This window comes from Shewanella baltica, assembly GCF_900456975.1.
GTDB lineage: Bacteria > Pseudomonadota > Gammaproteobacteria > Enterobacterales > Shewanellaceae > Shewanella > Shewanella baltica.
Window position 1 is genome coordinate 3,010,926 of sequence record NZ_UGYM01000002.1, and the last position, 24,517, is coordinate 3,035,442.

At 46.7% G+C, this 24,517-nt stretch carries 23 protein-coding genes; 8 read left to right on the forward strand and 15 right to left on the reverse strand.

All coding sequences use genetic code 11. From position 1 onward, the window contains the following. Nucleotides 1-10: 10 nt before the first annotated feature. From DYH48_RS13720 to DYH48_RS13740, 5 genes are all read right to left on the reverse strand, one after another. Complete coding sequence (locus tag DYH48_RS13720) at nt 11-1,168, reverse strand: acyl-CoA dehydrogenase family protein (protein WP_006081028.1); 1,158 nt, start codon at nt 1,166-1,168, stop codon at nt 11-13. Between the two features lie 100 nt (nt 1,169-1,268). Further along, the gene (locus DYH48_RS13725) at nt 1,269-2,768 is read right to left on the reverse strand and encodes a CoA-acylating methylmalonate-semialdehyde dehydrogenase (protein ID WP_012088747.1); all 1,500 of its coding nucleotides are present in this window, start codon (nt 2,766-2,768) and stop codon (nt 1,269-1,271) included. Nucleotides 2,769-2,883: 115 nt separating this feature from the next. Next, nucleotides 2,884-4,074: a thiolase family protein gene (locus DYH48_RS13730; protein ID WP_115335109.1), complete on the reverse strand. Its 1,191-nt coding sequence runs from the start codon at nt 4,072-4,074 to the stop codon at nt 2,884-2,886. A 290-nt stretch (nt 4,075-4,364) separates the two neighbouring features. Next, nucleotides 4,365-5,306, reverse strand: coding sequence for a homoserine O-acetyltransferase MetA (gene metA / locus DYH48_RS13735; protein WP_115335110.1), 942 nt, complete (start codon nt 5,304-5,306; stop codon nt 4,365-4,367). Nucleotides 5,307-5,376: 70 nt separating this feature from the next. Continuing rightward, a complete protein-coding gene (locus DYH48_RS13740; RefSeq protein ID WP_006081022.1) occupies nt 5,377-5,796 on the reverse strand; it encodes a YbaY family lipoprotein in 420 nt (139 codons plus the stop codon). A 117-nt stretch (nt 5,797-5,913) separates the two neighbouring features. Between DYH48_RS13740 and DYH48_RS13745 the strand changes: the two genes are divergently transcribed. After that, nucleotides 5,914-6,657 (forward strand): SDR family NAD(P)-dependent oxidoreductase, encoded by a 744-nt coding sequence (locus tag DYH48_RS13745; RefSeq protein WP_006081021.1) that lies wholly within the window; start codon nt 5,914-5,916, stop codon nt 6,655-6,657. 93 nt (nt 6,658-6,750) lie between these two features. Here the strand turns inward: DYH48_RS13745 and ompW are convergent, their stop codons facing one another. Together ompW and DYH48_RS13755 are read right to left on the reverse strand one after the other, a co-directional pair. Then, nucleotides 6,751-7,395 carry an outer membrane protein OmpW gene (gene ompW / locus DYH48_RS13750; protein WP_172481192.1) on the reverse strand — a complete coding sequence of 215 codons (645 nt, stop codon included), beginning with the start codon at nt 7,393-7,395 and terminating at the stop codon, nt 6,751-6,753. A gap of 528 nt (nt 7,396-7,923) precedes the next feature. Beyond that, nucleotides 7,924-8,595, reverse strand: a complete 672-nt coding sequence (locus DYH48_RS13755; RefSeq protein WP_115335112.1) for a nucleotidyltransferase family protein — start codon at nt 8,593-8,595, stop codon at nt 7,924-7,926. A 208-nt stretch (nt 8,596-8,803) separates the two neighbouring features. On the opposite strand from DYH48_RS13755, the gene DYH48_RS23720 reads away from it, so the two are divergent. Beyond that, nucleotides 8,804-8,953 (forward strand): hypothetical protein, encoded by a 150-nt coding sequence (locus DYH48_RS23720; RefSeq protein ID WP_172481193.1) that lies wholly within the window; start codon nt 8,804-8,806, stop codon nt 8,951-8,953. Between the two features lie 92 nt (nt 8,954-9,045). On the opposite strand, the gene maiA is transcribed toward DYH48_RS23720, so the two are convergent. From maiA to phhA, 5 genes are all read right to left on the reverse strand, one after another. Beyond that, nucleotides 9,046-9,696, reverse strand: a complete 651-nt coding sequence (gene maiA / locus DYH48_RS13765) for a maleylacetoacetate isomerase (protein ID WP_063883219.1) — start codon at nt 9,694-9,696, stop codon at nt 9,046-9,048. 87 nt (nt 9,697-9,783) lie between these two features. Beyond that, complete coding sequence (locus tag DYH48_RS13770) at nt 9,784-10,770, reverse strand: fumarylacetoacetate hydrolase family protein (protein ID WP_006085272.1); 987 nt, start codon at nt 10,768-10,770, stop codon at nt 9,784-9,786. A gap of 386 nt (nt 10,771-11,156) precedes the next feature. Then, nucleotides 11,157-12,695, reverse strand: a complete 1,539-nt coding sequence (gene tyrR, locus DYH48_RS13775) for a transcriptional regulator TyrR (RefSeq protein ID WP_006085271.1) — start codon at nt 12,693-12,695, stop codon at nt 11,157-11,159. Nucleotides 12,696-12,962: 267 nt separating this feature from the next. Beyond that, nucleotides 12,963-13,301 carry a 4a-hydroxytetrahydrobiopterin dehydratase gene (locus DYH48_RS13780; protein WP_006081014.1) on the reverse strand — a complete coding sequence of 113 codons (339 nt, stop codon included), beginning with the start codon at nt 13,299-13,301 and terminating at the stop codon, nt 12,963-12,965. Between the two features lie 143 nt (nt 13,302-13,444). Beyond that, nucleotides 13,445-14,245 (reverse strand): phenylalanine 4-monooxygenase, encoded by an 801-nt coding sequence (gene phhA / locus DYH48_RS13785; RefSeq protein WP_115336137.1) that lies wholly within the window; start codon nt 14,243-14,245, stop codon nt 13,445-13,447. A gap of 323 nt (nt 14,246-14,568) precedes the next feature. Here phhA and galU point away from each other — a divergent pair, with 323 nt between their 5' ends. From galU to DYH48_RS13815, 6 genes are all read left to right on the forward strand, one after another. Next, the gene (gene galU / locus DYH48_RS13790; RefSeq protein ID WP_012196842.1) at nt 14,569-15,477 is read left to right on the forward strand and encodes a UTP--glucose-1-phosphate uridylyltransferase GalU; all 909 of its coding nucleotides are present in this window, start codon (nt 14,569-14,571) and stop codon (nt 15,475-15,477) included. Further along, on the forward strand, nt 15,477-16,490 hold the full coding sequence (gene galE, locus DYH48_RS13795) for a UDP-glucose 4-epimerase GalE (protein ID WP_115335116.1): 1,014 nt from the start codon (nt 15,477-15,479) through the stop codon (nt 16,488-16,490). The genes galU and galE overlap by 1 nt, the downstream gene beginning before the upstream one ends. A 95-nt stretch (nt 16,491-16,585) precedes the next feature. Then, entirely contained in the window at nt 16,586-17,068 is a 483-nt protein-coding gene (gene napF / locus DYH48_RS13800; RefSeq protein WP_115335118.1) for a ferredoxin-type protein NapF, read from the forward strand. A gap of 110 nt (nt 17,069-17,178) precedes the next feature. Further along, nucleotides 17,179-17,628, forward strand: a complete 450-nt coding sequence (locus DYH48_RS13805) for a bactofilin family protein (RefSeq protein WP_006085267.1) — start codon at nt 17,179-17,181, stop codon at nt 17,626-17,628. Nucleotides 17,629-17,942: 314 nt separating this feature from the next. Next, on the forward strand, nt 17,943-18,917 hold the full coding sequence (locus DYH48_RS13810; RefSeq protein ID WP_115335119.1) for a LysR family transcriptional regulator: 975 nt from the start codon (nt 17,943-17,945) through the stop codon (nt 18,915-18,917). A 506-nt stretch (nt 18,918-19,423) separates the two neighbouring features. Then, nucleotides 19,424-21,718 carry an OmcA/MtrC family decaheme c-type cytochrome gene (locus DYH48_RS13815; RefSeq protein ID WP_115335120.1) on the forward strand — a complete coding sequence of 765 codons (2,295 nt, stop codon included), beginning with the start codon at nt 19,424-19,426 and terminating at the stop codon, nt 21,716-21,718. 149 nt (nt 21,719-21,867) lie between these two features. On the opposite strand, the gene DYH48_RS13820 is transcribed toward DYH48_RS13815, so the two are convergent. The 3 genes from DYH48_RS13820 to mak form a co-directional block, all read right to left on the reverse strand. Beyond that, nucleotides 21,868-22,551 (reverse strand): DUF2982 domain-containing protein, encoded by a 684-nt coding sequence (locus DYH48_RS13820; RefSeq protein ID WP_011846369.1) that lies wholly within the window; start codon nt 22,549-22,551, stop codon nt 21,868-21,870. A gap of 70 nt (nt 22,552-22,621) precedes the next feature. After that, complete coding sequence (locus DYH48_RS13825; RefSeq protein ID WP_115336138.1) at nt 22,622-23,323, reverse strand: YdcF family protein; 702 nt, start codon at nt 23,321-23,323, stop codon at nt 22,622-22,624. A gap of 217 nt (nt 23,324-23,540) precedes the next feature. Further along, a complete protein-coding gene (gene mak / locus DYH48_RS13830; RefSeq protein ID WP_115335121.1) occupies nt 23,541-24,458 on the reverse strand; it encodes a fructokinase in 918 nt (305 codons plus the stop codon). Nucleotides 24,459-24,517: the final 59 nt, after the last annotated feature.

Here is a 24,517-nt window from a genome sequence, read left to right on the forward strand (position 1 = left end):
GCGAGTGGACTTAGAGGATTTGTCCTGCATTTTCATCGAGTAAACGACGGGCGATAATTAAGCGCATAATTTCGTTGGTGCCTTCTAAAATCTGGTGCACACGCACATCACGGAAGTGACGTTCCAGCGGGTACTCCCTTATATAACCATATCCGCCATGAATTTGCAGCGCCGCATCACAGACTTGAAAGCCCACATCGGTGGCAAAACGTTTTGCCATGGCGCAATAGGCTGTGGCTTCAGGATCGCTGCTGTCGAGTTTAAAGGCCGCAAGGCGCACCATTTGGCGGGCTGCGACTAACTCAGTCGCCATATCGGCGAGCTTAAATTGTAGTGCTTGGAAAGCCGCTAAAGGTTTACCAAATTGCTGACGCTCATTCATATACTGAGTTGCACGCTCCAGCGCCGCTTGCGCCGTACCGACTGAACAGGTCGCAATATTGATACGACCGCCGTCTAAGCCTTTCATCGCGAAGGCAAAACCTTGACCTTCTTCACCGAGCAAGTTGGCTACTGGCACACGCACGTTTTCAAAGGTAATTTGACGGGTCGGCTGGGCATTCCAGCCCATTTTATCTTCGGCTTTACCGTAGATAACGCCAGCGGCATCCGCCGGAATGGCAATGGCAGAAATCCCCTTAGGCCCCGCTTGACCTGTGCGGCACATCACCACTAATAGTTCAGTTGCGCCCGCACCTGAGATAAACATCTTCGAACCTGAAATCACATACTCATCACCGTCGCGCACCGCTTTGGTTTGCAAAGATGCGGCGTCTGAACCCGCGCCCGGCTCAGTTAAGCAATAGGACGCTAACATTTGCCCTGTTGTTAACGGCTCAGACCAAGTCTGACGCAGGGTTTCAGTTCCCCAAGTCGTCACCATCCAAGTGGCCATATTGTGAATGGTCAGCATGGCCGTGGTCGCAGTGCAGCCCTTGGCGAGCTCTTCAAAAATAATCGACGCATCGAGGCGCGATAAGCCCATGCCACCTTCCGATTCTGGCGAATACAGAGAGCAAAAACCCAGCTCACCGGCTTTTTGGATCACGTCTTTGGGGAAATGATGTTCTTCATCCCACTTGGCGGCAAAAGGGGTTAATTCTTCCGCGGCAAACTGGCGCGCAAGATCGGCAAACTGGCGTTGGTCATCGTTGAAATTAAAATCCATTTGGCTCTCCTATGACTCTGTGGTCACTTTTTATTTAATAAATTGGGCGCCGTAAAGACGCCGTGGTTTATCGATTAATCACTAAGCTTAGCGAACGAGCTTAGCGCAAGTTAATGCTCATGTTTGGCGTAGACGCCACGGCGATATCGGACTCAAACCAGCGTGAAGTGATAGTTTTAGTCTCGGTATAGAAACGTACCGCTTGCTTACCGTAAGCATGTTGATCGCCGTAGAAACTGCCCTTCCAACCGGTAAATGAGAAGAAAGGTAATGGCACAGGAATAGGCACGTTAATTCCCACTTGGCCGACTTCGATTTCGTGTTGATATTTACGAGCAGCCGCACCGCTGGCAGTAAAGATAGAAGTACCGTTGCCATACGGGCTGGCATTGACTAATTCGATGGCCGCTTCTAATGAGTCCGACTCCATGCAACACAGTACAGGGCCAAAGATTTCTTCCTTATAGATGCTCATCTCTGTGGAGACTTTATTGAACATGGTTGGGCCAATCCAGTTGCCTGACTCATAACCTTCCACGGTAAAGTCGCTGCCATCGAGCAAACACTCAGCGCCTTCATCAATCCCCTGCTTGATAAGTTTCAGCACGCGTGCCTTAGCTGCAGGGCTTATGACAGGGCCGTAACCTGCTTCCTTATCGTCCCATAAACCTGGGCGAACCTTGGCTAAGGCTTCTTTGAGTTCAGGGATCCACTCTTTAGCGGCGCCAACAAACACGGCAACCGAAATCGCCATACAGCGCTGACCCGCCGCGCCTACAGAGGCGCCAACTAAGTTATTGATCACTTGCTGTTTGTTCGCATCAGGCATGATAACGCAGTGATTTTTCGCGCCCGCAAAGGCTTGTACGCGTTTTAAATTATCGGTACCTGTTTTATAAATATACTGGCCCACAGCCACAGAACCGACGAAGGAAATGGCTTTAATTGCAGGGTCTGCCAGCAGAATATCCACGGCAGTTTTGTCGCCATGCACTAATTGCAATACGCCCTTAGGTGCACCCGCTTCAACAAACAGTTCAACAAGGCGCTGCGGCGTCATTGGATCTTGTTCTGAAGGCTTTAAAATGAAGGTGTTACCGCAGGCAATCGCCAGTGGGAACATCCATAACGGGATCATCGCAGGGAAGTTAAATGGCGTAATACCGGCACACACACCCAGTGGTTGAGTGTAGCTATAAGTGTCGATTGAACGCGCGACGTTCTCAACGGTTTCGCCCATCAATAATGACGCCACGTTACAGGCGTGTTCAGCGACTTCGATACCGCGCCATACATCGCCCTTGGCATCTTCGAAGGTTTTACCCGTTTCATGGGCAAGAATGGTCGCAAGTTCGTCGTGATGTTCTTTTAACAGATGTTGATAGCGCAACATGACGCGCGCACGTTCAGAAACTGGCACTTCTTTCCACGTTTTGAAAGCGGCTTTGGCGCTAGCAATGGCAGCGTGAACTTCTTCGCTCGTAGCAGCATTAATCACGGCAATCGGCGAGTTATTCGCGGGATTGGTGACAATAATCTGCGATGTGCCCGTACCTTGGGTAAACTCACCGTCAATGTAATGCTTTACTTGTGTGGTCATGTTGCAATCCTTTCCTTGTAGAGTGATGGGCTGGCGGTGCGATATTATGATTATCCTCAAGGGAAGTGATTGCCCTTGCCAGCCCCGTCTTGTTGATTTAACTAATCTGTTGCGATTAAACCTCGATGGCCATCGCCGTCGCTTCACCACCGCCGATACACAGCGAGGCGACACCGCGCTTCAAGCCGCGGGCTTTCAATGCATGAATTAAGGTCACCAGTAAACGTGAACCCGAGCAACCAATCGGATGACCTAAGGCGCAGGCGCCGCCATTAACGTTTACCTTAGCGATATCTAAACCTAGCTCAGACACAGCAAGCATAGTCACCATAGCGAAGGCTTCGTTGATTTCGAATAAATCCACCTCATCCGTTGACCAACCGACATTGGCCAGCAATTTCGCCATAGCGCCAACCGGTGCAGTGGTGAACAATGAAGGCTCTTGGGCGTGAGTCGTGTGGCCTTTAATGGTGGCTAACACGGCTAAGCCTAAACGGTCAGCTTCGCCGCGCGAGGTCAACATTAATGCCGCTGCGCCATCGGAAATAGAGCTAGAGTTTGCCGCTGTGATAGTGCCATCTTTGGTAAAGGCTGAGCGCAGCGTAGGAATTTTTTCAGGGCGGGCATTTCCGGGTTGCTCGTCGGTATCGATAGTCACATCACCACGACGATCACTGACTGTGACGGGCGTGATTTCGGTTTTAAAAGCACCCGAGTTAATCGCGGCATTGGCTTTTTCGAGCGAGCTTAGGGCAAAAGCGTCCATCTGCTCGCGGGTGATACCAAATTCATCGGCCGTTTTCTGGGCGAACGTCCCCATAGCACCGCCCGTGTAGGCATCTTCAAGACCATCTAAAAACATGTGATCTAACACTTTACCATGGCCCATGCGCATGCCGCCGCGGGCTTTATCGAGTAAATACGGCGCTTGGCTCATGCTTTCCATGCCGCCTGCGATCACCACTTTGGCACTGCCCGCTTTAATCAAATCGTGGGCTAACATTACCGTCTTCATGCCTGAGCCACAGACTTTATTCACTGTGGTCGCACCAACGGATAAGGGTAATCCCGCACCCAAAGTTGCCTGACGTGCTGGCGCTTGACCTAAGCCTGCGGGTAATACGCAGCCCATCAAGACTTCATCAACATGCTCACCCGCCAATTGTGTTTCCGCTAACAAGCCTTTAATGGCCGTCGCAGCTAACATGGGTGATGCTACGGATGACAAATTGCCTTGAAACCCACCCATTGGGGTGCGTTTAGCGGCAACGATAACGATATCTTGATTTAACTGTTCAGTACTCATGAAGGCTCCAACCTAAATTGACCACGAAGCCTAGTACCAGCCTCGGGACGTTTAATAAAATCGACAATAAAACCACTCTGACGTTTACGCGAACGTAAAGCAAGTATTCCTTGGTCTAATGTGCAGATTTTATCAGTGGAAAATGTCAGTAAGGATTTACAGTAAGACAGGGATTAAGCGCCGTTAAACGTGGAAAGTTGGCTCTAAGGGAGAGATAGATTAAGTGCTTTTGGGTATCAGCTAAAGTCACATCCATGTGACCACATCACCATAAAAGGCTAAACAAAACCTTAACGCGACTCCCACGGTGTCATCGCCGTCATATCGCTTAAGTCGTAAGGGGTTAACTGATAGACGTAATAGTTGAGCCAGTTACTCACCAGCAGGCTACCGTGGCTGTGCCAGCGAGCAATGGCGACGGCTTTAGGATCATCATTACGATAATAATTCTGCGGCACATTCGGGTCTAAGCCTTGGCTTAAGTCTCGCTGATATTCCTCGTTTAAGGTCGACTTTTGATATTCAGGGTGACCCATCACAAACAAGTTACGATTATTCCGACTCAACACCAAATAAGCCCCAGCCTCATCGGACTCGGCCAATAGCTGCAGCTGTGGATGTTGTCTAATTTCTTCGACATCCATTTCGGCAAAACGGGAATGGGGTGCGAAAAATTCATCATCAAAACCGCGCAGTAACGGGAAATGCTGAGAGGTACGGCGATGCACAAACACGCCTGAACGCTTCTGCGGCAATACTTTTCGATTTAAACCATAGAGATGATACAAACCCGCATGGGCTGCCCAGCATAAAAACAACACTGAGGTGACATGCTCTTGCGACCAGTCGATGATTTCACGGATATGGTCCCAATAAACCACATCTTCGAAATCGATTTGTCCAAGCGGCGCACCTGTAATGATAAGACCATCGTAATTTTTATGGCGCACGGCTTCAAAGTCACGGTAGAAAGTATTCATGTGATCGATGGAAGTATGCTTGGATTCTTTGTCGTGAATACGCAGTAAATCCACATCGACTTGTAAAGGCGTGTTGCCCAGTAAACGCAGTAACTGGGTTTCTGTCTCGATTTTGTTCGGCATCAAGTTCAAAATCAGCACCTTCATCGGTCTGATATCTTGATTAGCCGCCCGCGTCTCGGACATAACGAAAATATTTTCTGACTCTAACACTTCTGCTGCGGGCAGATGATCTGGAATTCTAACCGGCATACCGCGCCTCTTCTGTTCGTAAATACCAACGGATTCGGCGCGTATGTCAGCTCACTTCTGAGCGGGCTAACTAGCCACCGACTTTCTCTAGCAGTATCGTCATTGGCTCAGTCGAATTGAGGTCAATGTGATAGGCTTGAGTATTAATAAACAATAACTTATCACCGAGCATTATCCGTGCACCTATGGCATAAGTGTGCCCGGGTTGGAACTGATCGCTGCCAATCGCAAAACTGAATGGCGTTGGTGTTGCTGCACCTTGTTGTACGCGCTCCGCCATCACTATGGCTGGCACATCCATTTTTGATACATCGAGCAGTTGCACTACGACCTTAGCCTCGGCGGGCAGAGCAATCCGTTCGCGATACAAGGTCTCGCCTTTTATCTCCACGATAGCATTGGGTGTCGCACAACCCGATAACACACCCATTAGTGCCATTAATGCTAAAGCAGTTAATCTCAACGCGCTTAAACGCAACCATTTGTTCATTTTGTTTCTCCTAATCATACATAAAGACTTCTAGATGTCCATACGCCCAAGCTATAAATCTTGTCTTGGCGAACATATCTTCCTATCATAAGCCACCATTTCGTTGCCGAAAAACCTATGACCCAAGCAACTGCAATAATTGTGGGAGCTAGCTCACAATTAAGTCGTGAAATTGCAAAGCAATTGGCAGATCAACAGGTTGAATTAGTCTTATTCGCCCAAGATCCAGAATCACTCCGCGATTTTGCCTTATCCTTGCCAACAAAAGTACAAGTATTTTCACTTCAAATTGAACAGCCTCAAGCCATTATCACTCAACTTGAATCCGTCTGGCAGAGTCTTGGCGGTGCGCACTTAGTCTTAGTCAATACAGGCCTCAATAGTTATGATCCTGAGCTGCCTTGGCTGCCAGAGCAAGACATTATCGATGTCAATGTGCGAGGTTTTGCCGCTATCTGCAATACGGCATTTAGACTATTTCGCGAGCAAGGTTATGGACAACTGGCGGCAATAAACTCTATCGCAGGTTTGCGCGGTGGCCCAAGTGTGGCCTATCACGCCTCAAAAGCCTTTGGGCAGAATTACCTTGAGGGCTTATGTATGCACGCCCAGCGCCTCAAGTTACCCATTACGATTACCGATATCCAACTCGGTTTACTCGATAAAGCCGCCATGCAACAAAGTGCAATGTGGCTTGCCCCGTTGCCACAAGTCGCAGCACAGATCATCAAAGCAATGAAGCAAGGTAAACGCCGCGTCTATGTGACTAAACGCTGGCGCCTCGTCGCTTGGCTCACCGTATTATTACCCGAATTTATCTATAACACTCGCCACTGGAAGGCTAAAAAGCCAAAGCGCTAAGTCGGCTTAACCTGAGTGGAACATGTCAGGATAAAAGTGCACAAACGAAAAAGGAGCCTAAGGCTCCTTTTTTACGCTTATCTGATCCGTAGATTAAAAAGTGTAACCTACGCTGACCATATAAACCCATGGGTCAATATCGGTACCAATAACCACAGTGTCACCCGATAATTTAAACTTGACATCGCTGCTAATTTGCGAGTACCACACAGATGCGTTCACTAACCAGTTTTTGTTAACCTGATAGTCAATACCCGCTTGTGCCGCTAAGCCCCAAGACGTGGTCATGCTTAAGTCAGTTAACGCACCACCTAAATCATTGGTGAACTCATTATCATAAAAGTTAGTGTAATTAACACCGACGCCAATGTAAGGGCGAACCACTGATTGAGAATTACCGAAATAGTACTGTGCCACTAGCGTTGGCGGCAGTTGCTTAGTTTCAGCAATTTTAGTCCCACCCAAAGAAACGTCATGGCTAAAAGGCGTTGCTGCTAATAGCTCTACCCCAAAGTTATCAGTCAACATATAACCAAAGTTCAAACCCAGTTGAGTGTCGTTACTGATTTGGAACTCGCCTTTACCAGCAACATCATCGCTTGATTCGTTTGGCGCAACAACGATGGCACCCGCACGAACGATAATGTCACCTGCTTGGTGAGCCGATACAGAAGCAGAAAAACCAGCAGCTAAAAGGGTGGCAGCGATCAGTGTAGAAACAGTATTTTTGTTCATCATCATACTCCATATGTACAACATAGGTTTTTGTTTTAAATTACATCCTTAACAATTGACGCCTACACTGCCAGAGAAGCGCGACTGCTTTATTGATCCAAATCAAAGTGAATAGCCAATACTCATTTCTAGGTACTACCCATGGGATCTAAATCACGAAATTCAAACATTTATCGACAGTACACCTTTATTTTCTGTGAGCTCAGTTCTGTATTAGTCATCACTAATGACTACAGCAAGAGGTAGACACCATTAGCGAAACTAACATTTGAATAACAATAAAAAGCACTTAGCTGAGGGGGATTTGGCCATTAAGTTCAAATTGTTCGGACTAAATGAGGAAGAATGGAAGCAGAAAACGGCCGAACCAAAACGGCTTAAGGATGATACCCATACTGTTAGCGGTCTAAATTAGTGAGTAACTATATTGAGTCGCTATATTGAGTCGCTAAATTACATGGGACGAATTGAGTCAGATGCTTGAGTCGGTTTAGGAGTGAATGAGAGATATAAAGTGGGTGAATGAGAAAATCAGCTTGTGCGGCAACACTCAAGCAAGGGATACTGAGTTAGCCAACCCTTAGTCGCGACTCTGTGATCAAACACGGATAATGATCGCTTTGGATTGGCGCTCAGTTTGAGTGCAAACAAGGAGTTCAGCCCAAAAGGAGCCACCAGCTCAATATCATAAGACGCGGGATAATTTTTCATCCCAACACAAGTCTGAGTCCCAGTCTTAGTCTGAGTCTGAGTATCAGATTCTACATCAACAACTTGATAGCTCACCCCGACTGCGGTTTCAAGCTCTGGCCAATAGGCCATCGCATCAACACAAGATGAGTAAGCCATGTCTTGATTTCGAACATGCATGCGCGCCTGATTCTTCACCGACCAAGGTAACTCAGGGGCAAGCTGATTAAGATAGGTTTCAATTGCCAGATCCCGCTCGGGACTGATATCTAACGGGCAAAAATAGATCAGATCGATATCGTTCAGTGGACTCAACTCAAATCCGTGCAAGCGATCCCAGACTAGATTACGGACAAATCCCGCCGCAAGGCACCACTGCGGCATTGAGTGTACTTTGGCGCATTGGAGCGCGAGTTTAAGCGCCCTCACCCGCTCGCAATCCTGAGCGATCCATTCGAGTAATCGATGCTTTAGCTCTGCTTCACTCATAGCCTCATCCAGAACATGACTCATACATTACTCATAACAGTATCGTTCGCTTCAATATCAAATAACACCACGGGAATGACATTCGGCTTACTCCACTTCGCCATCGGTTTCTGAGCACTTTACGACCTCATGACATAGTAGAGAAACGAGACTATAAATAGGTGCCATCACCGCCAAATAAATCCAAAAACCATAGACATCTTTGTCAAGCAGATTAACACTAACAATATAAATGGGCACGAACAGTATTATCCATTTTATTATATTGAATTTGTACCGTATCGGCAGTTCACAGTGGCAGCAGCGTCCTTCCTTAATCGGCACATCCTTAGCGCCGAGTTTACCTTTGCAATACGGACATTTTTTACTGAAAAGCATTTAAACTCCATCGCTGAGATAAGACTCGCAAAGCAAGCCTCATCATCCATTCTTTCAATTCGTAAAGACTATATCCGCACTATTCGTTACAAAGCATCACACAGCATCCGCTTGGCGCTCTGGGGCCGCATCGGCAAAAGCTTCTAGCTGATTACACTCAGTCCACACGCGCATGATATTGGGATAAGGCGTTAAATCCACATTAAAACGCTGAGCGTTATACACCTGCGGCACTAAACACAAGTCGGCTAATGTCACTGTATCCCCAAAGCAGTAACGACCACTGTGCCTTTTCAACAAGATTTCTAGGGCAGCAAAACCACTTGCAACCCAGTGGTGATACCAAGTATTTTTAGCCGCTTCATCGACCCCTAAGGTTTGAGTTAAATACTGCAATACCCGCAAATTGTTTAATGGGTGAATTTCACAAGCTACCGTGAGTGCCATGGCGCGCACATGGGCACGCTCAAGAGCCGATGCAGGCAATAATGGCGACTGTGGGTGTATCTCATCAAGATATTCGATAATGGCTAAGGATTGCGACAATGCATCTGCATCTAACTCATCGTCCATCACTAAGGTTGGCACTAACTCCAGCGGATTGAGCGCACTGTAGGCCGCTTTATGTTGCTCGCCGCCATCACGTACAAGATGCACAGACAACTGCTCGGCTGAAATACCCTTAAGATTGAGGGCGATGCGAACACGGTACGCCGCGCTTGAGCGCCAATAACCATAAAGCTTCATATTTTCATGTCCTTATAAAAGTCTGTATAAAAACGGGGCAATTAAGCCCCGTTAGTTTGAGTCGATGTAGCCCTTTAAGGGAAAGCCTTAGGCTTTGTATTCAACCACTTTTTGATCGATAGAACCGAAAATCGTTACATCGTTGTCATCGAGCATTTCGATGCGCACAGTATCGCCAAAACGCATAAATGGCGTAGTGGCTTTGCCTTCAGCAATCACTTCTAACATACGTTTTTCCGCTAAACAGCTAGAGCCTGCGCTACGGTCATAGTTAGAAATAGTACCTGAGCCAATAATCGCGCCTGCACCCAATGGACGGGTTTTTGCAACATGTGAAACTAACTGGCTGAAATTAAAGGTCATATCGACGCCCGCATTTGGACGACCAAATAACTCACCGTTTAAATGGGTGATCAGCGGTAAATGCACTTTCGAATCTTCCCAGCGTGCGCCCAGTTCATCCGGCGTCACTGCCACAGGTGAAAAACTGCTCGATGGCTTAGATTGGAAGAAACCAAACCCTTTCGCCAACTCACCAGGGATTAAGTTACGCAGTGATACATCGTTCACTAACATCAACAATTTAATATGCTTAGCCGCATTGTCGCTGCTCACGCCCATAGGCACATCATCGGTAATGATCGCGATTTCAGATTCGAAATCGATACCCCAGTCTTCACTCGCCAGTGGAATATCGGCTTTAGGGGCAATAAAACTGTCTGACCCACCTTGATAGAACAGCGGATCTGTCCAGAAGGTTTCAGGCATTTCTGCGCCGCGAGCCTTACGGACTAACTCAACGTGATTCACATAAGCGCTGCCATCGGCCCATTGGTAGGCACGCGGTAGTGGCGACAAGCACTTAGCTTCGTCAAACGCTTGGGCGTTATCTAACATGCCTTCATTTAACGCGTCGTACAATTCTTGCAATTGCGGTTTCAGTAAATCCCAACCGTCGAGTAATTGCTGCATAGTGTGGGCAATGGCAGGAACGGCAACCGTTTTAGTGAGATCGCGGCTAACTAACATCAACTGACCATCGCGGCGACCATTGTTATAACTTGCAAGTTTCATATTGGCTCCAGTGCTTCTAAGGCTAGGCGTACAATTTTATTGTGCTGGAAAACGCGCGGCGTCATTCAGCTTATATTCGGCGATTTTAATCGGACTCTTTGACTCATTAAGGGCGCACACGTTACGCACTCCGCGCCAACAGAGGCACGCCCTTTTGCTTGCTTTAACGTATTTGTTGCGCGTAGAAATACCCGAAGCTGACGCAGATTCCTATAGCGTGACCCAAATCACATTTGGGTCAATTATTTCACATTTCGTAAACTAATCATTACGTTTATAACCTAGTTGCCGCTTATCAATATCTCGGTAAGCAATATGCCTGAAAAGTCGGCAACTAAGTGGAACGATACTGTTACATCTATCGCGTCAACCTAGCAAGACACGGCTTAACGACGCTTGGCTATCTTGTACTCACGCAGCTTATTGGCAATAGCGGTGTGCGACACCCCGAGCTTTTTCGCTAACTGCCGAGTGCTCGGATAGGCAGGATATAATCGGCGCAACAGACTCGCCTCAAACTGCTTCATCGCATCGTCGAGATTGCCTTCAAACTCATTGTCAAAGTAACCAAAACCTTCGGCGTAGGACGGCAGTTTTAATTGTTCTACCGTCAACTCGGCCGAACCATCCCACATAGACACAGCTCTAAATACTGCGTTCTTTAATTGGCGTACGTTACCTGGCCAAGCGTAGGTGAGCAAATGATCACGGCACTGGGCCGAAATCCGCCGCACTGGGCTAGACAACTGTTGGCTATAATGTTCGAGGAACATTTCCGTCAGTGGAATGATATCGACTTTACGCTCGCGCAGTGACGGTATGTGATAACTCAGCACATGGATCCGATAGTACAAATCTTCCCTAAACTCACCGGTTTGGCACAGTTCGGCTAAATTTTTCTGGGTTGAGCAGATGATCCGCACATCGGCACGGACTTCTTCATCGCCGCCAATACGTCTAAAGGTGCCATCTTGCAATAGACGAAGCAGCTTAACTTGAGCGGCCTTGGACATCTCAGCCACTTCATCGAGAAATACTGTGCCGCCCTTGGCTTCTTCAAAGAAACCCCGTTTAACGACTTTGCCCTGACTGACATAACCGAATAGTTCTTCTTCGGCAGCGCTGTCGGGCAGAGCGGCGCAGTTAATGGCGATAAAGGGTTTCTCGCGGCGCATGCTGGCATCGTGGCTGGCTCTAGCCATTAATTCTTTGCCAGTACCCGTTTCACCTGTGATCAATAAAGGCGCATCGAGCTGGGCCATCCGCCGCGCTTGCTTAAGCACTTCCTTCATTTTGTCACTGCTGGCTAATACATTTTCAAAGCCAGTGGTTTGATTCTGCAGCGCGTTAAATTGTTTTCCAACCCGCGCGGGGGATTTTAGCGACACAACAGCGCCAACTAAGATGGTTTTTTCATCCTCATCGGGCAGGTAAATCGGCAGCATTTCGGCTAGATATTCGTTTGGACCAATTTGTACCCTCGCCGCTTGCGGTAAGACTTGGCTTTCACTCAACCATCGGCTGAAATTAAAACCTTGCACCCAATGATTGAGCGACTCTTCGAGCACTTCGTGCTCACCCATGCCGATATTGAGCAAGGCGGACTCGTTAACGATACGGATACGCGCTTTAGCATCGATGGAGAAAACGGAATCGGGTAAGGTTTTGAGCAGGGTTTTAAGGGCGTAATGTTCTTGCTCTGAGGGCATAAACGAAACCGTACGCACATCGTGGACACTTTCCACTTTGCGGATCTGCGGCATCAAGGCACTTAAGGTTTCAAAACTGATTTCGGCAAATTGTAAGTACAGGAATCCTTGGTTACTGGCATCAATGGCAATTAAATTAATACCATAACGCTCTAACACGACTAAGATATCTTTGGCTAAACCAACACGATCCTGACAGCTGACTTCCAAGCGCATAATGACTGATATTCCCTTTTTTGATTCGAATTTTGGGGATAAACCGTGCAGAGCTATTTTTCGCCTTAAGCTTTACAACAAAAATGACGCTTGCTAGGCAAGTTGTTACCTTAACGAAAACGTCAGCGATGAGGGTAAATAGCAGAGCCCATATACGTTAGAAGGTTAAACAGAAAGTGGCAAGCCTAGTTTACAGTTGAATTGTAACAGGAAGAAAAAATCAGCATCGAAAAATAGATTAAGATGCTGATTAAATTGGCGAATTAATTAGACTAATAACTGGTCTGTCTTGGCTGCCATGATGAAGTCATTCTTATGTAGACCCTTAATAGAGTGTGACCACCAAGTGACAGTCACTTTGCCCCATTCAGTGAAAATGCCTGGATGATGGAATTCTTCTTCCGCTAAATCTGCCAGCTTATTCGTGAATGCCATCGCCAGTTTAAAGTTTTTAAACTTGTAAACGCGCTCAAGCTGCATTACGCCGTCACGCACTTGCACGCCCCAGTCGGGGATCATACGAATAAGTTCGGCCAATTCTTCATCGGTCACTTTAGGTGCGTCGGCTTGGCACGCTTCACATTTCATATTCGATAACGCTGTCATACATACTCCTCTTGGCAACATTGATAGGGATATTCAGTTGCACTTTACTCATTTTCTATTAATAACTTAAATCACATCACTCAATCAGATGGCTAAATTAGATGCCAGCCAAATAACGAGTCAACTCATCAATCTAATCGAGGCTAACTCGCCTTGGCTTTTGGCGGAAACTTAGGAGCAAATAAACCTAACTGACGGGCCTTAGTGACGTAACCCATGATGTCCATCTTGGCAATTTCATCCAGCATATCAATATGCTCAATCACATAATAAATCGGTTGCATAATGTCGATCCGATATGGGGTGCGCAGCACATCCAACAAATCAAAGGGTTGACGCTCTGGCACATCACTTTCCATCGCATACAAGGTTTCCCCGGGAGAGCTTAAAATGCCGCCGCCATAGATGCATAAGGCGCCGTCTTTAGGCTGTAGTAAACCAAACTCAACCGTAAACCAGTACAAACGCGCTAAAAATACCCTTTCCTCTTTGCTGGCATGTAAACCTAACTGGCCATACATATGAGAGAAATTGGCAAATGAAGGATTGGTGAGCAAAGGGCAGTGGCCAAAAATCTCATGGAAGATATCTGGCTCTTGCAAGTAATCAAACTCCTCCTTGCGGCGAATAAAGGTGGCAACAGGAAACTCTTTATTTGCCAGTAATTCAAAGAAACGGCCGAAGGAAATCAACGCAGGTACCGCCGCCGTTTTCCAACCAGTGGTCGCTTGTAATACCGCATCAATTTCGGCAAGTTGCGGAATGCGATCCTTTGGCATACCCAAGGCATCGAGCCCTTGCAGATATTCCTTGCAGGCACGACCGGGGAGATTAACGGCTTGACGAGCGTAAAGCTGACGCCAAATATCGTGCTCTTCTTGCGGGTAATGGATAAACCCAGTGTCATCGGCTCTGTGAGCGATGTACTCTGTTCCTTTCGTCATAATCTTCACTTGGTGGCTAACACTCATGACTCCATAGTGGTCTAAGGCATTAAATTTGTTAACTCCCTCACACTTTATTCTTGTGCCGCTACTGTGACGTAAACGTAAAGCAAATATTACAAGGTCATTAAAATCACCCTATTGGTACACGCCATGAATGCTGGATTAGATCCACTGTGCTACCTTTGCTAAAACTTATGCCTGAATTTGCCGTTAAAATACTTAGATTTCCTCAATTTTTTAGTGTTTGTAAATAGCTTTTCTGTGCAGGTCATTTACAATATTGGCCATTAATCGCATCTCCTTGACCTAAAAGGTTCGCAATGAAACAACATCAAATTCGTAAAGCCGTTATTCCCGTCGCAGGCTTAGGCACTCGTATGCTTCCAGCGACCAAAGCGATTCCAAAGGAAATGTTACCGGTTGTCGATAAGCCATTGATCCAATACGTGGTGAGTGAAGCTATCGCTGCTGGGATCAAAGAAATTGTCCTAGTGACCCACGCCAGTAAAAACTCTATCGAAAACCACTTCGATACCAGTTTCGAATTAGAAGCCCAACTCGAGCGCCGCGTTAAACGTCAGTTACTCGAAGCCGTACAATCTATTTGCCCTAAAGACGTCACTATCATCAGCGTGCGTCAATCTCAGGCGAAAGGGTTAGGCCACGCAATTTTGTGTGCGAAATCTGTCGTCGGCGATGCACCATTTGCAGTATTGCTGCCGGATGTGATCATCGATGAAGCCAGCTGTGATCTGCGTCGCGATAACTTAGCCGCTATGGTTGCCCTGTTTGATGAAACCCAAGTGGGTCAAATCATGGTTGAAGGCGTGCCGCACAACGTCGTCAATCAGTACGGTATTGCTGATGTGAATGGCCATGATTTACAACCTGGTGAATCTGAGCCATTAGTTGAATTGGTTGAGAAACCAGCCGTGGATGAAGCGCCATCTAACTTAGCCGTTGTAGGCCGTTATGTGTTACCTGCCAGCATTTGGCCACTACTGGCTAAAACACCTGCGGGCGCGGGCGATGAAATTCAATTAACGGATGCAATTGCTATGTTAATGAAACAAGAAACCGTGAACGCTTATTATATGGAAGGTAAGAGCCACGACTGTGGTAACAAACAAGGTTATATGCGCGCGAACGTTGAATACGCCCTGCGCCACAGCGAAATCGGTGAAGATTTTGCGCAATATTTAAAAACCGTTGTAAAAGGGATGAAGTAATGACGATTTTAGTGACCGGTGGTGCTGGCTATATTGGCACTCACACAGTAGTAGAACTGCTCAATGCTGGCAATGACGTGATTGTGTTAGACAACTTGTCTAATTCGAGCATAGAGGCCTTAAATCGAGTCGAGCGGATCACTGGTAAATCGGTCATTTTCTATCAAGGCGATATTCTCAATAAAGCCTTATTACAGAAAGTGTTTAACGATCATGCTATCAATTCGGTTATTCACTTTGCGGGATTAAAAGCTGTGGGTGAATCTGTCGCGAATCCCCTTAAGTATTATGAGAATAACGTCACAGGAACCCTGATCCTCTGCCAAGTTATGGCGGAGTTTAAGGTGAAAAATCTCGTTTTCAGCTCATCGGCCACTGTATATGGCGATCCAGCCAGTTTGCCTATCACCGAAGACTTTCCCACTGGAGCGACCAATCCCTATGGTCAGTCTAAGTTGATGGTTGAACATATACTGGCAGATGTACACAATGCCGATCCAAGCTGGAATATCGCTCGTCTGCGTTATTTTAATCCGGTCGGCGCCCATGCCAGTGGCTTAATCGGCGAAGATCCTAACGATATCCCTAACAACTTAATGCCCTTTATTGCGCAGGTTGCCGTGGGTAAACGTGCCGCCTTAAGTGTGTTTGGTGATGATTATCCGACTCATGATGGGACTGGCGTGCGTGACTATATCCATGTGGTGGATTTAGCCAATGGCCATTTAAAAGCGCTGGCTAAATTGGCCACTAAACCAGGTCTGGTCACCTATAACTTAGGCACAGGCCAAGGATATAGTGTTTTAGACATGGTTCATGCCTTTGAAAAAGCCTGTGGTAAGCCTATTGCCTACCAAATTGCGCCACGTCGCCCGGGGGATATTGCCGCCTGCTACGCCAATCCAACCCATGCACGGGAAGATCTCGGCTGGCAAGCAACGCATACGCTAGCAGATATGGCCAACAGTAGCTGGCATTGGCAATCGACTAATCCCAATGGTTATAACGGCTAACAAATTGAATGGCTTGTGGAAATATCCCAAGCCATTTTTCTTTATCACTGTGAATACACCCATCACTTTGAATAACTAACAGTTCGAGGAGCAACATGACTCAAAGTATTAATCACAGTCGTCGTAACCTCTTTCGCCGCCGTAAAGATAATGCCTTGAGGCCCCCTTGGGTGCGTGATGATATCGAGTTCACCGATGTGTGCACGCGCTGTTCAGCCTGTGTTGAGGTGTGTGAAACCCAGATCATCATCAAAGGCGATGGCGGATTTCCTGAAGTCTCCTTTAAAGACAATGAGTGCACATTTTGTATGCTTTGCGCTAAGGCTTGCCCTGAGCATATCTTCGATTTAGCCCAAACACCTTGGTCGTATCAAGCCCATATTCAACAGAGCTGTTTAACCTTTCAAGGGATCTGGTGCCAAAGTTGTAAGGATGCCTGTGAACCAAGAGCCATCAGTTTTGTGTTCAATATTGGCCAAGCTCCACGTCCGCAAATAGACCTTGAACTTTGTACCGGATGCGGCGCCTGTGTGGCTCCCTGCCCTAGCAAGACCATTGAAATAACCCGACCGACTTAATGCAGCAAAGCCATCGCATTACCCATACAAAGCTGTGCTTATCATCCGTTTTACGCTAGTATCGCGCCTCTATTGAACTCAGTTAATCCCTTCTCGAATTAAGTTGATTTATGATGATGTTTGTAAAAAAACTGTTCTTCCCCCCTAAAAAAAGTCCCTCTTTTAGCTTTATTTCTCGAGGCACTAAACTCACGGGGAACATCGAATTAACGGGCGATGTGCTTATTGGCGGTGATATCCAAGGTCAACTGCTTTCTGAGGCTAATATCACAATAGAACAAGGCGGTACGATTCAAGGCGAAGTAAAGTGCCATGAATTTATCGTTGACGGACACTTCAAAGGCAGACTCATTTGTGAGCGTTTAGTGATCCAGCGTAATGGCGTTGTCGATGGTGAAGTGGCGAGTACTTCAATGCAAATTCTTGAGGGCGGCCAATTTATCGGCATGCGGATTAAAGAAGATGCGCCAACCATTTATTCCCATGCAATAGGCCACACTCCTGCAACAGACAATCGTAACTTATCGCACGTACAAAACGATGTTATAGAATCTCGCTAAAACGGCGAATAAATGACACTCGCAAGCTCACCCACTTAGGCGAGCTTGTATTTTTAGCTCGATCTTTTTTTAATACCCCGACTCAAAGCCCTTCACTTACAAACCAAATAACTGCCTGCGAAATAGCACGCTTTACAATGGTTAAATAATTGTTATTTTGCCGAGAGTGATCACAGTTAATCCGCACGACTGCTGTTAATCTTAGCGGCTAACCGCGGCGGTTCGGGTAATAGCAAGGAGCAGAGTCAGAGCCACAGAATGCCCTTAATAACCCCGCAAAGAATAGTTAAGACTCATACAGGGCAAAATACAAAATGAGCAACTTATTACTCAAACAAATCTGTGAACTTGATGTTTTTACCTTGCTGGTATTTAAAAGTATTTTCGACACTGGGCACGCGAACAGTGCCGCCAAAGCGCTGGATGTTTCTGCACCGAAAATTAGCCGCTGCCTCAACGCATTACGCCTGACCTTTAACGATGAACTGTTTTATCGCCGTCAACAGGGGCTAAAGCCCACTCCCCTAGCAGAAAGCCTGTATGTGGCTATTTGCCAGTTTACTGAATCGGTTTATCACCTCGAACAATCTGCAACTCAGATACAAAATGCAGCCATTAATGCCGATTTACCGCTGCATATTGCCGCCTGTAATGGGCTATTGAGCTTTTTAGCGCCACAATTAAGCACGCCGGACGTCGCCCAAGCGCTAGGACAAATACGTTTACATAAATGGCAAGAAAATAGCGCTGAGTTAATCCACGCAGGTGCGCTGGATTTTGGTATTACCTTAGAAAGTGCTGAAAATAAAGAATTAAGCTATACCAAACTAGGCTCAGTCAATGGCGTTTATATCGTTGCCGCCAAACAACATCCTCTGTGGCAGATTGAATCCGATATTACCTTAGAGCAAATCTGTCGCCATCCATTCCTGTACCAAGAAGTGAAGGGCTTTAATAGCAAAATTGACCCCTTAGAATTATTCTGCCAGCGCCAAGGCCTCTTGCTGCCAGCGGTGGATAAAGTCATAGACAGGGAGGAATGGTACGCCCATTTACTCACCATGAAGAGTGTGGCTTTTTGTTCCAGCATTGATATGCACACAGTAAAACACATGCCCGGATTACACTTAGAACGCCTAAGCGATATAGAGCTCAATCGACTCCACGATACTATGATGGCGCCACAATATTATCTCATTGAAAAGCCTGCAATTCATCGGCGATACAGCCAGAGTCAAAGCGCGCTTGTCGTGCGTTCCTTACTTGCCGCGCTCGACCCCGCACGCTAACGCGAGACAATAAGCTCAGCCAAGCTCGTGGATATATCATTCACTAAACCTTGTTTACATCATTGCGATAAGTCGATGTTAAACGAGGTTTAGACAGTAAGATATCCAAGTTTTAAACCGCAAAATTTCATCTATATTTTCTCTCTTAACAAGACTAATCCTCAGACGACAGTACCGCTTATTTCCCCCGTCGCTTTGATGCTTAAAACGTCAATTCCATCACTGAGATTTAGGCTATCTTAGCCTCGTGTATTTTGCTTAACCGAAAATGAATTCTTCACTGAAGCCCAAGTTAAAAAATAAAAATTGTGATGCCCATCATAGCTTTCCAGCTGAATTTCATTATTTAAAATATCAAAATGCAAATTTTAGAATTCCCATTCACGTTTGTTAAATCATCGTTCACATATCAGATACAAACTTGCAAATACCACTTTATAAGTAGGTGAATCCTCCTATATTAGAGGCACTGCACACGCAGTCTTATAGAAAGAAAAAGGGACGCGATGATGAAAAACTACAATAAATCTCTACTGGCACTGGCTCTCGTCAGTACCTTAAGTCTTACCGCCTGCGGGGACGGAAGCGATGGTCAAGATGGGGCACCTGGCACACCAGGTACACCCGGAACACCAGGCACTCCCGGAACACCAGGTACACCCGGAACCCCTGCGGGCTCCTTCGCAACGACTGCTCAATCTATTACTGATCTGGCTTTCACTTTAAGTCCAGCGGACATTAAAGTGACCAGCAGTGAAGGCTTCAGCGTTAAATTTACTGTTACCGGAAAAAATGCTAACAAAGATGTTCCTTTTACAGGACTCGATAAAGTTGCGCTTTATTCTTTAACGGCAAATGAAAATACCTCAGGTACTGGCGCCCCTATTCAATGGCAAAACAATGCCATGGCGAACGCCGCAGGTACTTCGCTAACTTGTACCTTAGATGGTCTTAACGGTACTAAAAATGCTTGTACTTTAACCGAAGATACAGCAACACCAGGCACTTACACTGCAACTTGGGCACATGATGGCGCAGCGCCAATCATTAATCCCAATGATAATCCAAATGCAGTACACAGAATATTTCTACGTGCTTACAACGTCACTGACAGTGCAGGCGTAGCCTTATCTGACAAGATTTTATCTGTACCCGTTGACTTTATCCCTGCCACTGATGAACTTGCATCGTCAGGTAAAGATACCGTCAGTAGCGCAGCCTGTGAAAAATGTCACGGTGAAGCAGATGGCCATATCGCCAATATTTCAGCCCACCATAACTACCAAGGCGTTAAAAATTGTGTGACCTGTCATAACCCAGATCAAATCCCAAGTGATGCAGATCTAGCCGCAGGTTTGATATTTGACTTTGCACCTATGATCCACAGGATCCACTCTGGCGCAGAAAACGCAGCAAACTTCGATACTAGCAATAATACCGCTAAAGAATGGAGTGAAATTGGCTTCCCATCTGATCTGAAAGAATGTACTTCTTGTCATACTACAGACCAACCTAGCTATAACACTATTTACGCCCAAGCTTGTGTAGGCTGCCATATGACAGTCAACTTTGCGACTGGTGAAAACCACTCTGAATTTGCCCTAGCTCAAGCAGATGATACTCAATGTAGTTCTTGCCACGGCACAGGTAACTTGTCACCTGCGGTGGTACATAGTGTTGGTAAACGTGCAGAGTATGCATCTCTGTTCAAAGTTGACTTCACCAGTGCTACAACAGTTCCATCAGCTACTCTAGGCATGAAAACCTTAACCTTAACAGCCAATGTCACCTTAAATGGTGCGCCAATTGCTGATGGTACATCGTTAACAGCCTACAACGCGACCACTAACCCAACAGCGATGTTTGTCGCTAATGGTCTATTGATCGGTAATGTGGCCACTGACGGTACTGTATACTCTTGGAGAGATGTTAAACCTGCAGCAATCAGCCTGAAACTGGAAAACGGTACACTTGCTGGTGGCGTGTTAACTATCGTTAAAGATATCCCAGATGCGCAAGCTGTGGGCACTCTCTACGTAGGTTCAGAAGCCAACTTCTGTGCTAAAGCGGGTAAAGTGGTTAGCTGTAATACTACAAACTTAGAGTTTGGTCCAACTAGCCCTATCGGTAACGAAGCTGCAGTGAAATTCTATAGCCCTGATGGTAGCGCAGTCACTAAAGCCCGTATGACTGATCCTACTCGTATCACAGTCGCAGAAACTAAGTGTAATGCTTGTCATGGCACCTTAGATTATGCAAAAGGTTCAAGACACGGCGCTTACACCTTCGACCAATGTATGCACTGCCATAACGACACCACAGGCGCTTCTGGCCACGGTGCAACTGGCTATAAAGGCGATGATGGTAAGTTAGTTGTTAATCCTGAAGTGACCTTCAATAACAAAGACCTATTCACAGTTGCTCACCGTTTCCACAGCGGTAACTTCGGTGTAGTAGAAGGTATCTTCCGCGATGCGAAAGGTGGTTTGTTCGGTTATCCAGCTGTTGAAACAGATTGTGCGGCTTGTCATAAAGACAATGCCAAACTGTTTGCAACTGACGGTGGTTTAACTTCAGGCAAACGCTCAATCAAAGTAGGTGCTTACTACATTAGCCCAGTCGCTGAATCATGCCGTACTTGTCACGCTCACTCTGATGCGGCAGCTGTCGCTCACTTTAGAAGTAACGGTGCGGTAGTAGAAGCGGATGCAATGACAGATCCTAACCTACCAGTAGAATCTTGCGCGACCTGTCATGCTGAAGGAAAAACCTACGGCGTAGATAAGGTACACGCAGAGTAGCACAGCAGTACTAGTACCTTTGGGTTGCCCCTGCACAACCCAAACTTCATCTCTGCAACTCATTGGGGACCCTTAGGGTCCCCTTTTTTATTACCGATTATCTTCACGTAAAAATGAAATATCAATCGTATTAATAACTGCGGTAAAGCTTAATCCGCTAAGCGACTGGCTTGTGCAATACGTTGCCTAAGCAGCTTGATAAAGTCCTTAGCTTCTCTGTCCAAACTGTCGTGGGGAATATACAAGTGATAACCTAAACGCGTATCTAACATCACGCAGCGATGCCCAAACATCGCCAATACACCGCGATAACGATCCCCTTCTATCACCAAAGGACCAAACTCTGCGCCGAGATAAGTTTCTAAAGTCGCTAAGTCTTCATCTTGCGAGGCTGCAGTCACCAATAAAGGCCGCTGCTCTGTTAATAAGCCGGTGGCTAAGCGCAGGGAGATATTGTCCAAAATAGGATTTAAGTGTTTTAGTTTAATACCTAAATAAGATAACTCTATGGTATCTAATCCATTGGTCACCCGCGGGATATCGACCCTTTGAATATTATCCCAACCGATAGACACTTTGCCGCGGCGATGAAAATAGGTCAGCCCCTTGTCATCTAATGCTAGGGTCGTTTCCGGCTCATACACCTTGGCTAAACCGAGAATGAGTGAAATAGCGCCCAAGCTAAAAAACATCAACCCCACGGCAAACAAGGCCGGCCACGTCAGAAAAAGCCCCAAACCCAGCAGCAAACTTAAGCCGCCCAGCCAAGTTAAGGTTAACCCATTTCGTTTTGATAAAGGACGCACAGACATTATTTCTGACTCAATTGTCATTGTTCATCTTCCTGTTAACACTCACTATCTTTAGATTAAATTCGGAAACCACACCCTTAACTTGCCATTTTTAACTTACGGTCTTTAACCATAACCACAAACGGCCAATGTATTCGTGAATCGCCCGCTGAGAGGCCACTAGATTATCCGCCGTCAAACGCCACCAAAAATCATCTCTCCCAATAAAATCCGTTGGTGCGGCTTCAGGATGTAAACCTTTAGCGGTGAAGATAGCCATCGCCCGTGGCATATGAGTGGCCGATGTGACTAAGCGAAAAGGTTCTTCGCCTAATTCCCACTGTAAATATTGCGCTTCTTCTATCGTATCTCGCGCTAAAGGAAATTGAATGATCCGACGTTTATCGACGCCCAGTTCAACTGCGGCATTCGCCATCATTTCAGCATGGGAAAATTGAGTGAGTTCACCGCCCCAACCGCTGAAAATCAACTTACATTCTTGGCCTAAATTAAGTTGTCTGACACCTTCACTAAGCCTTGCAAGCGCTACTGCAGACAAGGATTGCACCGCAGTCGCACCTTGAATATCCGAGTGCGCCGAACCTAATACCATCACAAAACAGGCGCCAGCGATGGGCGTAGAATTAATGGGGTAAGCTGATTCTAATGGGCGCACTAAGGTATTCACACCCAGCTGACTGCTTAAAAAGAGTAAGACAAAGAAGGCGCACGATACTAAGTATTTCGCCATGCTCCGACGGCGCCATACCAGAATAGAAATGAGTAATAACAATAGGATAAAGGGAATCGGCATTATCCCCTGTGAAACAACTTTCTTAACCCAAAACATGATGTCCATGCCAAGCAACCCAAAAGAGCGCAATCATAGCATCAAAATACGGCTAAACGCATAGCAGATAACATTAGCCCAGCGTTTTGCTGGGCTAATGTTTATAAAACGTATAGGCCATTAAGCATTGATTTCAAAGCTGAATAAGCTCACTAGATAAGTACAGATATCCAAGCAAAGATTACTTTTCCCATAACCAAGCGGCGCCGCGCACACCCGATGAACAACCATAAAGATTCTGCACCACAGGCGTATGGCACTCACGCCCCACCACATAATGGGCCAGCAATGCCGGTAATCTTGGGTAAATCGCCGCGACATTCGACATACCGCCGCCCAGCACTATAGCATCGGGATCGAGCATATTGATCACATGGGCGAGTGAACGAGCGAGCCTATCCATATAACGATCAAACGCAGCGACCGCAATCGCATCCCCCTCATCGACTAACAACATAATATCGGCACCTGATTTTGCAGCAGCACGCACTGTGCCCGCCGCCGTCAATGCCGCATTAAAATCACGCACAAAGCCAGTGCCAGAGATAAAGGTCTCGATACAATCGGGATTGCCACAGAAGCAACGGGTGGTATTAAACTCTTCCTTGGTCATCCAAGGCAGAGGATTATGACCCCATTCACCGCCAATACCATTACCCCCACCGTGCACTTTGCCGTTAATTGCCACGCCAGCGCCACAGCCAGTACCGATAATCACACCAAACACCACAGATGCGCCAGCGGCGGCACCATCGACCGACTCTGATACCGCAAAGCAGTTTGCATCATTGGCAACCCGCACTTCACGCTGCAACAATTCCCCTAAATCCACATCAAGGGGATGACCATTGATCCACGTTGAATTGGCGTTTTTCACTAAACCTGAATAGGGCGATACCACACCAGGAATTCCCACACCGACTGTGCCTTGCTCGCCGAGTGTCGCTTCCGCTTCCTTGACCAGATTGGCCACCGCAGCTAGCGTGCCCTGATAGTCACGCGGCGTCGTCACACGTTTGCGAAATAGCTCATTGCCTTCATCACTCAGTGCGACTAATTCTATTTTTGTTCCGCCTAAATCGACGCCCATGCGCATCATGAATTACTACTCCAGTGTTTAGCCCGCCCTTTCATCAACGAATATCGATGCTAGGCGGT